The 13292-nt window shown below is 60.5% G+C and carries 11 protein-coding genes; 7 read left to right on the forward strand and 4 right to left on the reverse strand.

Translation table 11 applies throughout. From position 1 onward, the window contains the following. Window positions 1-27 precede the first annotated feature (27 nt). From sucB to HMPREF3087_RS04935, 3 genes are all read right to left on the reverse strand, one after another. On the reverse strand, window positions 28-1935 hold the full coding sequence (gene sucB / locus HMPREF3087_RS04925) for a 2-oxoglutarate dehydrogenase, E2 component, dihydrolipoamide succinyltransferase (protein ID WP_070428294.1): 1908 nt from the start codon (window positions 1933-1935) through the stop codon (window positions 28-30). 24 nt (window positions 1936-1959) lie between these two features. Next, entirely contained in the window at window positions 1960-3348 is a 1389-nt protein-coding gene (gene lpdA, locus HMPREF3087_RS04930) for a dihydrolipoyl dehydrogenase (protein WP_070428295.1), read from the reverse strand. 130 nt (window positions 3349-3478) lie between these two features. After that, window positions 3479-4972: a leucyl aminopeptidase gene (locus tag HMPREF3087_RS04935; RefSeq protein ID WP_070428296.1), complete on the reverse strand. Its 1494-nt coding sequence runs from the start codon at window positions 4970-4972 to the stop codon at window positions 3479-3481. Between the two features lie 60 nt (window positions 4973-5032). Here HMPREF3087_RS04935 and HMPREF3087_RS04940 point away from each other — a divergent pair, with 60 nt between their 5' ends. Then, on the forward strand, window positions 5033-6097 hold the full coding sequence (locus HMPREF3087_RS04940) for a quinone-dependent dihydroorotate dehydrogenase (RefSeq protein ID WP_070428297.1): 1065 nt from the start codon (window positions 5033-5035) through the stop codon (window positions 6095-6097). A gap of 43 nt (window positions 6098-6140) precedes the next feature. On the opposite strand, the gene HMPREF3087_RS04945 is transcribed toward HMPREF3087_RS04940, so the two are convergent. Next, window positions 6141-6704 carry a DUF3043 domain-containing protein gene (locus HMPREF3087_RS04945; protein ID WP_070428298.1) on the reverse strand — a complete coding sequence of 188 codons (564 nt, stop codon included), beginning with the start codon at window positions 6702-6704 and terminating at the stop codon, window positions 6141-6143. Window positions 6705-6790: 86 nt separating this feature from the next. Between HMPREF3087_RS04945 and HMPREF3087_RS04950 the strand changes: the two genes are divergently transcribed. From HMPREF3087_RS04950 to HMPREF3087_RS04975, 6 genes are all read left to right on the forward strand, one after another. Beyond that, the gene (locus HMPREF3087_RS04950) at window positions 6791-8182 is read left to right on the forward strand and encodes a dipeptidase (RefSeq protein WP_070428299.1); all 1392 of its coding nucleotides are present in this window, start codon (window positions 6791-6793) and stop codon (window positions 8180-8182) included. An 83-nt stretch (window positions 8183-8265) separates the two neighbouring features. Beyond that, window positions 8266-8613, forward strand: a complete 348-nt coding sequence (locus tag HMPREF3087_RS04955) for a HesB/IscA family protein (RefSeq protein ID WP_019174957.1) — start codon at window positions 8266-8268, stop codon at window positions 8611-8613. A gap of 13 nt (window positions 8614-8626) precedes the next feature. Next, window positions 8627-9268 (forward strand): leucyl/phenylalanyl-tRNA--protein transferase, encoded by a 642-nt coding sequence (gene aat / locus HMPREF3087_RS04960; protein WP_256173042.1) that lies wholly within the window; start codon window positions 8627-8629, stop codon window positions 9266-9268. Between the two features lie 145 nt (window positions 9269-9413). After that, window positions 9414-10307 carry an aa3-type cytochrome oxidase subunit II gene (gene coxB, locus HMPREF3087_RS04965; RefSeq protein WP_062021498.1) on the forward strand — a complete coding sequence of 298 codons (894 nt, stop codon included), beginning with the start codon at window positions 9414-9416 and terminating at the stop codon, window positions 10305-10307. Beyond that, window positions 10304-12007, forward strand: coding sequence for an aa3-type cytochrome oxidase subunit I (gene ctaD / locus HMPREF3087_RS04970; RefSeq protein WP_062021495.1), 1704 nt, complete (start codon window positions 10304-10306; stop codon window positions 12005-12007). Before coxB ends, ctaD begins: the two co-directional genes overlap by 4 nt. Continuing rightward, window positions 12004-12405, forward strand: a complete 402-nt coding sequence (locus HMPREF3087_RS04975; RefSeq protein ID WP_019174961.1) for a cytochrome c oxidase subunit 4 — start codon at window positions 12004-12006, stop codon at window positions 12403-12405. The genes ctaD and HMPREF3087_RS04975 overlap by 4 nt, the downstream gene beginning before the upstream one ends. Window positions 12406-13292: the final 887 nt, after the last annotated feature.

Consider the following 13292-nt stretch of genomic DNA (forward strand, 5'->3'; position numbering starts at 1 on the left):
CTTCTATTCAGGTTCGATCAGGATCGATCAGAGGTCGAGATCGGCCTCGAACGAACCGTTCTCAAGGCGGTTCTTGATGGCCTTGAGGAAACGACCGGCGTCCGCACCGTCAACCAGTTCGTGGTTGTAGGTCAGCGGAAGGTAGGCCATGTCGCGAATAGCGATTGCCTCGGAGCCGTCTTCGGTTGTGACAACCTGCGGGCGGCGCTTGATAGCACCGGTGCCCAGGATGCCGACCTCGGGGTGGTTGATGATCGGCGTGTCGAACAGAGCACCGAACGAACCGATGTTCGTGATGGTGAACGTGCCGCCCGACAGCAGGTCAGGGCTGATCTTGCCATCGCGAGTCTTGGACGCGACGTCGTCGATTGCCTTGGCCAGGCCTGCGATCGAAAGGTCGCCGGCGTTCTTGACGACCGGAACCAGCAGACCGCGTTCGGTGTCGACCGCAATGCCGAGGTTCTCAGAGTCGGGGTAGGAGATCTCTCCAGCCTCGACATCGAACGTGGCGTTGACACGCGGGTACGCCTGCAGGGCTTCTGCTACGGCCTTGGCGAAGAACGGCAGGTACGTCAGCTTAACGCCGTGCTTCTGCTGGAATTCTTCCTTCTTGGCCTTGCGCAGAGCCGAAACAGCAGTCATGTCGACTTCGGTCACCTGGGTGAGCTGAGCGGAGTTCTGCAGCGATTCGCGCATGCGCTGTGCAATGGTGCGGCGAATGCGCGACGCCTTCTGCGTGGTGCCGCGAAGCTTCTTGGCTTCTTCCGAAACCTCGATGACGAAAGGTTCGCGGCCGGCGGGTGCGGATGCCTCCGGGGCAGATGCACTGGCGGTGCTCTGTGCGGCAAGGACATCCTGCTTGCGGATGCGACCGCCGACTCCCGTTCCGCGCACGGTCGAAAGGTCAACGCCCTTTTCGCGTGCAAGCTTGCGCACCAGCGGCGTGACGTAGGGCGCCTGGCCGGAGGTCACGGTCTGTGCGGCCGAAGAAGCAGACTCGGCGGAGCGGCTGGGTGCGCTGCTCGATTCGCCTGCAGCCTGCTTGGCAGCAGCGGTCTGGGCTTCGTCATCCGATGCTGTCGACTCAGAGGCAGGTGCCTTCTTGGGCTCTTCCTTCGACAGGTCCTTTTCGGACTCGTCGATGGCTTCTTCTTCGACATCGGCTTCGTCAGCGTTGTCAGCTTCGTCAGCCGAGTCTTCAGCCTGGTCAGCATCGTCAGCGTTGTCAGCCGAGTCTTCAGCCTGGTCGGCATCGTCAGCGTCGTCCTGCTTGTCACCCGAAGCCGAAGCGTCGCCGTCGCCGATGCGCGCCAGGGGTGCGCCGACTTCAACGTCGTCGTCTTCTTCAGCAAGCAGTTCAAGCACGGTGCCTGCGACAGGGCTGGGGATTTCGGTGTCGACCTTGTCAGTCGACACTTCGAGAAGCGGTTCGTCGACCTCGACGGTGTCGCCGACTTCCTTCAGCCAGCGGGTGACGGTGCCCTCCGTCACCGATTCGCCGAGAGCCGGCATGGTGACTTCCTGCGATTCACCGGAACCGCCGGAGGGCTTGTCGTCCGACTTCGCAGCGGGAGCTTCGTCCTCTTCTTCGGCTGCGTCGTCTTCGGGCTCTTCGTCCGCCTCTGGCTCTTCGGCATCTGGTTCTTCGGCTTCTTCTTCGCCAGCGGAGTCGTCTTCAGCGGAGTCGCCGGAGCCTTCTCCGTCGCCGATGACAGCGAGGTCGCCGCCGACCTCGACGTCGTCGTCTTCTTCAGCCAGGATCTCCTGCAGAACGCCGGAGTACGGGCTGGGGATTTCGGTGTCGACCTTGTCAGTCGACACTTCGAGAAGCGGTTCGTCGACCTCGACGGTGTCGCCGACTTCCTTCAGCCAGCGGGTGACGGTGCCTTCCGTCACCGATTCGCCGAGAGCGGGCATCTTTACGGTGTTGGCCATTGTGTCAGTCTCCCTATGGCTCGATCAGCGGAAGTGCAGCGGCTTGCCGGCAAGCGCCAGCGCTGCTTCGCCGATGGCTTCGTTCTGGGTGGGGTGTCCGTGGATGAGCGATGCGACCTCTTCGGGGAAGGCCTCCCAGTTCACGATGAGCTGGGCTTCGCCGGCCTGTTCGGACAGGCGAGCGCCGAGTCCGTGAACGCCGACAATCGGGCCGTCCTTTTCGCGGATGATCTTGATGAATCCCTGCGTGTTGAGGATGGCGGACTTGGCGTTGCCGGCCAGCGGGAATTCGACCTTTTCGATCTTGTCTTCGCCGTACTTCTCAGCAGCCTTCTTTTCCGTGAGGCCGACGGAGAAGATCTCCGGGTCGCAGTAGGTGATGCGCGGAACGCCGGTTTCATCCAGGGGTGCCGGGTTCTTGCCCGCGATCTCTTCGGCAATGAAGATACCGTGCGCGAAGGAGCGGTGTGCAAGCTGCAGGCCGGGCACGATGTCGCCGGCGGCGTAGATGTTGCCGACACCGGTGTGCAGGCGATCGTTCGTGGTGACGAAACCGCGGTCGAGCTTCACTCCCTGCTCTTCGAAGCCGAAGCCTTCGGTCACGGGACCGCGGCCGACAGCCACGAGCAGAACCTCGGCTTCGAGTTCAGTGCCGTCTTCGAGGGACACCTTGACGCCGTCGGAGGTCTGCTCGACTTCCTTGAAGAACACGCCGAGCTTCTGCTTGATCTTGCGCTTCTTGAATGCGCGCTCGAGGCCCTTGGAAACGGATGCGTCTTCGTTGGCCACGAGGTTCGGCAGTCCTTCGACGATTGTGACGTCGGATCCGAAGGAGTTCCAAATGCTTGCGAACTCAACGCCGATGACGCCGCCGCCGAGCACGATTGCGGACTTGGGAACGCGGTCGAGGTTGAGAGCTTCGGTGCTGGTGAGCACGTTGCCGCCGATCTCGATGCCGAGTGTGCGGGAAGTCGAACCGGTGGCCAGGACAATGTTCTTGCCCGTCAGTTCGACATCGCCTTCGTCGGTGGAGACGGTGACGGTGTCCTTGCCGGTCAGCTTGCCTTCGCCGATGACGGTGTCGATGCCGGCCATTTTGATGAGGCCCTGCAAGCCCTTGTGGTTCTTGTCGGTGATGCCGCTCTTGAACTTCAGCACGTCTTCGACGTTGATGTTGTTGAGGGTGGCATCGATGCCGAACACGCTGGCTTCGCGTGTCGAGTCTGCGACTTCGGCAACGTGGAGGAGTGCCTTGGTGGGGACGCAGCCGCGGTGAAGGCAGGTGCCTCCGACCTTGTCGCGCTCAATGAGAGCGACCTTCATGTCAAGCTGCGTCGCGCGGAGTGCCGCGGCGTAGCCGGCTGTGCCACCGCCGAGAACGATGAGGTCGTAGTTGTTTTGCGAATCGCTCACGAAATGTGCTCCTAGCAAAATGGTCGGTTGAGGACCGCTGTGGCGGCTAGTCCTATCTTTTCACTTAATTCCGATAAAGTCCCGCCCCGGCTCGGCAGTGTGACCACTGTCAAACCGGGGGCGGGTGCGATCAGGCGAGGTTTTCGGCCACCTGGACGAGTGTGCGAACCGGAACGCCGGTGCCTTCGGCTGGGGTGTAGCCCCAAGGTGATTCCGAGTTGAACGACGGTCCGGCGATGTCGATGTGTGCCCAATCCTGTTCGTCTGCGACGAATTCCTGCAGGAAGACGCCGGCGCTGAGCATGCCTCCGGGGCGCTTGCCGGAGTTCTTGATGTCAGCGGTTTCCGAATCGAAGTAGCTCAGAAGCTCTTCCGGGAAGGGCATCGGCCACATGGCCTCGCCGGTCTTCTCGGAGGCGAGGACTACGGCGTTGCGGGCGTTCGTCCGGCCCATAACACCCGAGGTGCGGTTGCCCAGGGCGACGATCTGCGCGCCGGTGAGGGTCGCGATGTCGATGATGAGGTCCGGGTTCTCCTTGCCTGCTGCAACAAGGGCATCGGCCAGCACCAGACGGCCTTCTGCGTCGGTGTTGGTCACCTCGACGGTCTTGCCGCCGTAGATGGTGATGACGTCGCTGGGTCGCTGTGCGTCAGCACCGGGCATGTTTTCAGCCATGGCGAGCCAGGCGGTGACCTTGACCGGCAGATGCAGGCGGGCGATCGTGATGATGGCCTGAGCTGCGGCTGCGGCGCCGCCCATGTCAGACTTCATGTCCTCCATACTTGCAGCGGGCTTCAGGGAAATGCCGCCGCTGTCGAAGGTGATTCCCTTGCCGACCAGGGCCAGGTGCTTCGAAGCACGGCGGGGTGCGTACTCGAGCTTCACCAGGCGGGGTCCGCGCTTTGAACCGCGGCCAACTCCGATGAGTCCGCCGAAGCCCTCGGCTTCGAGTTTCGCTGGATCCCAAACGGTTGCCTTGATCTTTTCGGCCTTCGCCTGCTTTACGACCTCAGCGGCGAACGTTTCCGGGTAAAGGTCAAGCGGCGGCTGGTTGACGAAGTCGCGTGCACCGCAGGTGCCGCGAGCGATGACGGCACCGCGCTCAACAGCCTTGAGGTTGGATTTCGCCGTGAGCACTTCAATGCCGGCAGCAAGGGTCTTCGCCTTGTCTTCGGAACGGTAGGCACCGTAGCGGTAGGCGCCGAGCACGGCACCGGTTGCGATCGCTTCGGCAGCCGCGGCGTCGGGGCTGGGGAGAGCCAACGCGACCGAACGGGCCTTCGTGATGCTGCGCAGAGCTGAACCGGCAGCGCGGCGCAGAGCATCGAGGGCTGCATCTGCCTTGGTCGGTTCAGTCAGGTCAGCCGGAGAGAATTCCCCAAGTCCGGCCAGGACGACAGAACCTGCCGCGAATCCAGCGGGTGCGGGCACCCGCGCCGTTGAGTCGAGTCGGCCGGACGCGTCGACGCTGACGGCGGCCTTCTCGAGGTCCTTGGCGAGAGCGGGCTTGAGGTCTTCTGCTAGAACGGTGCCTTCAGCGGTCAGCCCGACCACAAGCACATCGGCCTTGGCCTTGTGCGCGGCCGCGGTGCGTCCTGCTGCGGATGGAATCGACTGGGTCATGCGAAACCTTTCTTCTGCTGTCATTTGTTCCCGCGCGTGCCAGGCGGTAAAGATAGCTTTATGTACAAAGCCCTCTACCGCTCAGTTCTTGTCCGCTCTGACGCGGAGCTGGCGCACAGCGCGAGCTTCTCACTTCTTAACCTACTTGATTCTCTTCCCGGGGGCGGAGATCTCATCGGCTCCCTGTTCGGTGTGCGACCGAAACCGGCCACCGTCATGGGCTTGACGTTCCCCAATCGTCTGGGGCTGGCCGCCGGGTTCGACAAGAACGGCGTGGGCGTCCGGGCGATGTCCCGGCTGGGCTTCGGCCACATTGAGGTGGGCACTGTCACCGCTGAGGGCCAGCCCGGCAATCCGAAGAAGCGGCTGTTCCGCCTGGCCCAGTCGGAGGGCGTTCTCAACCGCATGGGCTTCAACAACGACGGTTCTGAGCAGGCGGAGCGCAATCTGCAGCGTGCGCGCCAGCAGATTGCTGAGCTTCCTGAAGATCGCCGTCCCATCATCGGGGTCAACATCGGCAAGACGAAAACTGTTCCCTTGGAGCAGGCGGCTGATGATTACCGGGTGTCGGCGTCGCGTCTTGCGAAGTACGCCGACTACCTCGTGATCAATGTCTCCTCACCCAACACGCCGGGACTGCGGGATCTGCAGACGGTCGAGGCGCTTCGCCCGATCCTCACTGCGGTTCTGGAAGAAACACGGGCGGTTGGCTCATCTGATGTGCGTTCGACGCTCGGTCATGTTCCAGTGCTGGTCAAGATCGCACCGGACCTTGCCGATGACGATGTTCTGGCTGTCTGCGATCTCGCATCGGAGGTCGGCTTAGATGGGATTATCTGCACCAACACTGTTCTGGACCGTTCGGTACTCACCGGTGCGGATCGCGAACTTGCCGAGGCGGAAGCAGGCGGGATCTCGGGAGCCCCGGCTGCCGCGCGGTCCTTTGAAGTTCTGCGTTTGGTCCGCTCGCGGGTCGCGGAGGACATGACCGTCATCTCTGTTGGGGGAGTGCAGTCGCGTGCTGACTACCTCGCCAGGATTGCGGCAGGTGCAGATCTGGTGCAGGTGTACACGGGCCTCATCTACGAAGGTCCGCGCCTTGCACAGAAGATCCTCGGCCGCTGAATGTCCGGCTGCAGCTGCGGGTCAGCTGCAGCCGGCATGGTTGTCAGTTGGGGTATTCGCGCCGGCCGACGAGTGCGCGGGGAGTGCGAAGCATGCGCAGCTGAATGCTCCGCATAATCGCATAGAAGGTATTGCCGCGCTGCAGGTTTTCGGCTCCGAACTTGTCCGACATCTTCTTCTTCAGGGTGAAGTGCATGATGAAGCCATCAAGCACCACGAGGCCCAGAAGCACATAGATGACGTATGTCGAATAGGCCTGCACCTGAACGTTTTGAATGAACAGGCTCACCAGCAGGATGACAAGCGCGATGGGGATGAGCAGCTCGCCGAAGGAGTAGCGGGCGTCGACATAGTCGCGGATGTAGCGGCGCTGGGGGCCGACGTCACGGGCGGGGAGATAGCGCTCATCGCCTTCCATCATCCGTTCGCGGATGTAGTTGCGCTCACGGCGCATTTCGGCGCGGGCCTCAGCCTTGGCTGTTTTACGATCTTCGGGGACGAGAGGGCGACGGCGAGCCTGTTCCTGCTGGCGACGGGACGGTGTGGGGCGGTTCTTCTTCGCCTCGGGGTCCCGGTGCTGCTCGTTGGATTCTGGCCTGTCCGACATGCCTGGTTCGTCTCCTGATAATGCTCTCCGCACGTGTATTGTGCGCGCTGCTTCCTGTGGCTGTACGGCGCTAATAGTATCGGAGCATGACCATTTCTGAATCTTCACAGCACGGAACTGCCCTGTCCAAGGCTCTGCACGAGCGGCTGGACGCCATTTACTCGGATGTCCTTGACAACCTCACCAAGCTCGTCGCTGTGCCGTCGGTCGCATGGCCGAACGTCGATCCTCAGCACGTAGCTGATTCAGCGGCGCTCACAGCTGAGCTCGCCGAAGAAGTCGGCTTTGACAACGTCGAGATCCTGCGCGGTGCCAACCAGGACGGCAGTGAGGGGTATCCAGCGGTAGTGGCTCGCCGTGCGGCTCCGGAAGGGCAGCCCACGGTTCTGCTGTACGCGCATCACGACGTACAGCCCGCTGGCAGTCGCGATGACTGGGATACCGAACCGTTTGAGCTGACGGTGAAGGGTGACCGCGCCTACGGTCGTGGTTCGGCAGATGACAAAGCTGGCATCCTGGTTCACCTGACTGCGCTGCGATTGCTGGCGGACGAACTGGATGTCGGTGTGACTCTGTTCATTGAAGGTGAAGAAGAAGCCGGCTCTCCCAGCTTCCGAGACTTCATTGAGCGCTACCGGGACAAGCTGGCTGCTGATGTCATCATCGTTGCCGACTCCGGCAACTGGGCGGAGGGCAAACCCGCACTGACCACGAGCTTGCGCGGCATGGCGTCGCTCGAGTTCACCGTTACGACGATGAAGCACTCTGTTCACTCCGGCATGTACGGGGGAGTGGCGCCGGATGCACCGCTCGCCCTCATCCGCCTGCTGTCCAGCCTGCACAACGAGGACGGTTCGCCGGCGGTCGAGGGGCTCGTCGCCTCTGAAGAGGCCGCTGTTGAATACAGTGAGGAAGACCTGCGCCGCGATTCCGGTGTCCTGCCCGGGACAGACTTCATCGGGCGCGGCTCACTCGCCTCGCGTCTGTGGTCGCAGCCGGCAGTTACCGTCATTGGGATGGACATGCCGAGCGTGGCTGATTCCTCGAACACTCTGCACGCTCGCGCCGGTGCGAAAGTGTCGATGCGTTTGGCGCCGGGGCAAGACCCTGAGGCTGCTCTTAACAAGCTCCGCAAGCACCTCGAAGAACATGTGGCCTTCGGCGCGCAGATCGAGTTCGGCGCATTCGAGTTCGGCAGCCCCTGGCAGGCGGACGAATCTGACCCGGTTCTCGGCAAGGCACTCGATGCGCTGACCGATGGCTTCGGGGAGGAAGCGGTGAAGATGGGCTTGGGCGGCTCCATCCCGTTCATTGCGGACCTGCTCGAGGTCTTCCCGAACGCCTCGATCCTCGTTACCGGCATTGAAGACCCCGACACTCGCGCCCACAGTGCCAATGAAAGTCTTTACCTGCCTGATTTCAAGCGGGCTATTGTGTCCGAGGCTCTTCTGCTCAAGCGGTTGGGCGAACGGGCCTGAACCGAGTTGTCGGCCGGGAATACTATGCTTGCCCCAGCCGTTTCCATACGTACCGTAGGCATTGCCGATGAATTGGAGTGAATATGACTGTTACAGAACAGGCGTCGCACGGAGTTGATCTTTCTTCAGCGGCAGCTGACAAAGTTCGCAGCCTCCTCGAGCAGGAAGGCCGCGACGACCTTCGCCTGCGTGTTGCTGTCCAGCCTGGAGGGTGCTCCGGCCTGATCTATCAGCTGTACTTTGACGAGCGCGTCCTCGACGGTGACGCAGTGCGCAATTTCGACGGCGTCGAGGTCATCGTCGACCGCATGAGCGTTCCCTACCTCGACGGATCCACCATCGACTTCTCGGACACCATCGAAAAGCAGGGCTTTACGATCGACAACCCCAATGCCGCTGGCTCGTGTGCCTGCGGGGATTCTTTCCACTGACGCACCCACGTCAATGGGAATGCAACCGGCCGATCTCGCAGCTGTTTCACCGCAGCTGGAGATCGGCCGAATTGTTTCTGCCTATCGTGCCGGCCTGTTTCCGATGGAACTCGGCGATGAGGGCGCAGACGGCTGCGGCTGGTGGTCGCCCAAAACACGCGGTGTGCTTCTGCCGGGCAAGCTCAAGGTCTCTAAGAGCCTTCGCAAGTCGATGCGGGGAATGCGCATTACGTGGAACGAGGCGTTCGACGACGTCCTGGTCGGGTGTGCCGACCCCTCGCGCCCGGGTGTGTGGATCACCGACGACATAAAAGCCGTGTACACGGAGTTGGCCAGAACAGGATGGATGAAATCAGTCGATGTGTGGGATCGCGATGGCGAACTCATCGGCGGGCTGTTCGGGCTTGACCTGGGAAGCATATTTGCGGGTGAGTCCATGTTCCACAGGGAAACCGATGCCTCCAAAGCGGCCCTCGTCGGACTCGTTCGCCACATGGAGGACAGATGTGTGGAAGGGCAGTGGCTCATCGATGCGCAGTGGTCGACGCCACACTTAGAATCGCTCGGCGTGTCGGAAATCTCTGAGCTCGAGTACGCAAAAGCCGTAGAAATGCGGCTTCGTGGTCTTCGCACACAGGATTTTCTCATGCAATGAGCAGGTGAGTATGAAATTTCACCCCCGTTAGCGGTAGGGTGGTTAAGACAAAGTCAGAGTTGGGTGACTTCCGTCGGTTGGCGTCGCGCATATGAGCGCCGCCCAACACGCAGGATTCATCCGTTAGGTATCCGAAAGGCTGCACGTGGATTCTCCGAATCAGTCAGCACGCAGGTCTCCGAAGGCCTGGGCGAAGAAGGTGGGCGTCGCAGGCGCCCTGGCTTCTTCTGCCCTCCTCGCCGGCTGCTCCAACGGTGCGCCGGAGCTGGGCTATCTGCCCGCCGCTTCGAAAGGCGCGACGTCCCACACAGACGCGTACACCGCACTGTGGACCGGAGGCTGGATTGCTGCTCTAGCCGTAGGCGCCATCACATGGGGTCTGATGCTCTTCTGCATCGTCGCGTACCGCCGTCGTAAGAACGATCGCGGACTGCCGGTGCAGCTGCAGTACAACATGCCCGTCGAGATCATGTACACGGTCATTCCGATCATCCTTGTTGTCGGCTTCTTCTTCCACAACATGGCGCTGTTCGACGAGACCACGAATGACAAGACGCCGGGCGAAGAGAAGATCGAGGTTGTCGGCAAGCAGTGGGCTTGGGACTTCAACTACACCTCGCAGGACGTCCACTACGCAGGTGTTCAGGTAAACCTGGACGGTACTGAAAAGCCCGGTGAAGAAGCACCGACGCTGTACCTGCCGGCGAACACGGATCTTGAGATCCAGCTCCGTTCGCGCGATGTCATTCACTCCTTCTGGGTCCCTGCGTTCCTCGAGAAGCGCGACATGACCCCCGGCCGTGTGGAAACACTCCACCTCAAGGCCCTCAAGGAAGGCGAATACCTCGGCAAGTGTGCTGAACTCTGCGGTGAGTTCCACTCCGAAATGCTTTTCAACGTCAAGGTTGTGTCCAAGGACGAATACCTGGCCTACACCAACGAGCTCCGTGAACAGGGCAACACCGGTGTACTCGGCGAAGAATTCGACCGCACACACTGGTACTCCAACCCATACCAGAAAGAAGGTGCTGACAAATGACGGCGGTAGCTGATCGCCCCGTCGACCTCGGTGCTGCACCGAAGGTTCCGGTGAGTAAGGGCAAGGTCATCGTCAACTGGCTGACCTCCACCGACCACAAGACCATCGGGTACATGTACCTGATCGCGTCGTTCCTCTTCTTCTGCATCGCCGGTGTTATGGCAGTGCTCATCCGTCTTGAGCTGTTTGCACCCGGTATGCAGATCATCGAAACGAAGGAACAGTACAACCAGCTGTTCACCATGCACGGCACGCTTATGCTGCTGATGTTCGCAACGCCGCTGTTTGCCGGTTTTGCCAACGTCATCATGCCGCTGCAGATCGGTGCTCCCGACGTCGCATTCCCGCGACTGAACGCATTTGCTTTCTGGGTGTTCCTCTTCGGTTCGCTCATCGCCTGCTCCGGGTTCCTGACTCCGCAGGGTGCAGCATCGTTCGGTTGGACGGCTTACGCTCCGCTGAGCAACACGACATTCACCCCCGGACTGGGCGGTCACCTGTGGACGCTCGGCATCGCTTTCCAGGGCTTCGGCACGATCCTCGGTTCCGTGAACTTCATTACGACCGTGATCACCATGCGCGCTCCGGGTATGACGATGTTCCGTCTGTCGGTGTTCTCCTGGAATGTTCTGATCACCGGTATTCTCGTTCTGATGGCGTTCCCGCCGCTGGCTGCCGCTCTGTTCGCTGTTGCTGCAGACCGTGTTCTGGGCGCGCACATCTTCAGCCCGGAAAACGGCGGACCGATTCTCTACCAGCACCTGTTCTGGTTCTTCGGTCACCCTGAGGTCTACGTCATCGCACTGCCGTTCTTCGGCATCGTGTCTGAGATCTTCCCGACCTTCAGCCGCAAGCCGATCTTCGGCTACAAGATGCTTGTCTACGCGACAATCGCGATTGCAGCCCTGTCGGTCACCGTTTGGGCTCACCACATGTACGTCACCGGTGCAGTCATGCTTCCGTTCTTCGCGTTCATGACGATGCTCATCGCGGTTCCGACAGGTGTGAAGATCTTCAACTGGATCTTTACGATGTTCCGCGGTTCGCTGACTTTCGAAACGCCGATGCTCTGGTCGATCGGCTTCCTTGTCAGCTTCGTCTTCGGTGGTCTCACCGGCGTCGTCCTGGCAAGCCCGATTATGGATCAGCAGGTGTCAGACACCTACTTCGTTGTGGCTCACTTCCACTACGTGATCTTCGGTACCGTCGTCTTCGCGATGTTCGCAGGTTTCTACTTCTGGTGGCCGAAGTTCACCGGCAAGATGCTCAACGAAACCCTCGGCAAGATCCACTTCTGGATTCTGTTCATCGGCTTCCACGGCACCTTCCTCATCCAGCACTGGCTTGGTGTTGAGGGCATGCCGCGTCGTTACCCTGACTACCTGCCGCAGGACAACTTCACCTGGCAGAACCAGCTTTCGACCGTCGGCACGATCATCCTTGCAGCTTCCATGATCCCCTGGTTCTGGAACGTATGGATCACCGCACGCAAGGCGCCTAAGGTCACTGTGAACGACCCGTGGGGCTACGGCGGTTCGCTCGAATGGGCAACCTCCTGCCCGCCCCCGCGTCACAACTTCACGTCGCTGCCCCGCATCCGTTCGGAACGCCCGGCATTCGACGCGAACCACCCAGAACTTCTGGAACTGGCTGGTCACCCCAGTGACGCATACTCGCTGCCCGAAAGGAGCACCAAGTGAGGATCTCGGGCCTGATTTTCAGTGCAGGAATCTTCTTCTTCATTCCTGTTGCGTTCGTCTACGGTTACCTGACGGACTTCAAGGAACTGGTCGGCTTTCCAGCTATCTTGCTTGTCGGTCTGATGTCGCTCATGATCGGTGCGTTCGTCTTCTTGGAGGACAAGAAGATGGGCAAGCACCCGCAGGACATCGAATCTGCCGAGATCAGCGATGAATCCTACGAGTACGGCTTCTACAGCCCGTGGAGCTGGTGGCCTTTGGCTCTGGCTGCAGGCATCGGCATCTGCTTCCTCGGGGTTGCAGTCGGCTGGTGGATCATGCCCTTCGGTGGCGTGCTGTGCCTGGTATCGCTGATCGGACTCGTATACGAGTACGATCGCGGCAACCACGCGCACTGATCAACTCTGACTGAAGCGCCCCGTGCATTGTGCACGGGGGCGCTTTGTTGTGCTTCTTAATTCCCACGTGTGGTCTTTGTGATTGCGGAGCTTCACTGTTGTCAGATGAAGCCCTGCCTCTGCACACGTGATTAGCATTGGCTCTTTCCCACACCACAACCGGTTTAGCCGCCTTAATGAATAGACCTGGCCGTGCACCTATTTATGGGGCCCTGCGACTGCGAAATATCGACCGCATAAGTATGCGCTGAAGCTTTGAGTGCCGCTGCACATAGCACCGTGGGTGCGTACATGTTGATCATCGGTTTAAGGACGGTCCTGGAGTAGGGCGGAAGCGCATCTAGAATAGATTCATCTCAAGAATGAAGGCCATCTCGTGTGTGCTCACTGCGCTGATGCATCATCTGTGCACACCAACAGTCTCGAAAACAGCGTTGCGAACATAAGGCCGCCTCGAGACCTCGAGACTGTCACTGCTGCTCGCGGCGACTGTAAGATGCCTTCACGTTTGCCCGGATTCAGGACAGCGTTCGCTTCTGCCGCTGAGAACTTGCCCGCTGATATCTTGCGCATCCATTCACGTCCCCTTTCTGACGACCTGACACCCTTTAGCCGGATTCTTCGCCTTAGCAACAACTTCTAATGGGTGTTTCTGTTTCTGAACGGAGTCTCGATGCGGCTAAAGCGTGGATTTGCTGCTAACGGGTGGGGCGCGGATTTTAGGCAGCCATGCAACAGCCGCGCTGGCAAGAAACAAACCACAGGTGTCAGTAGGTTCTGCAGATTAGGGCACATATAGAGGCAGAAGCGCACGGAGCCGCCTCATCTGTGCCCCGATCTGCACATGCTCCGGCTTGGGGATACGGGACCTACTGGGGGCGAAAAGC

The sequence above is a fragment of the Brevibacterium sp. HMSC22B09 genome, assembly GCF_001806795.1.
In the GTDB taxonomy this organism is placed as follows: domain Bacteria; phylum Actinomycetota; class Actinomycetes; order Actinomycetales; family Brevibacteriaceae; genus Brevibacterium; species Brevibacterium ravenspurgense.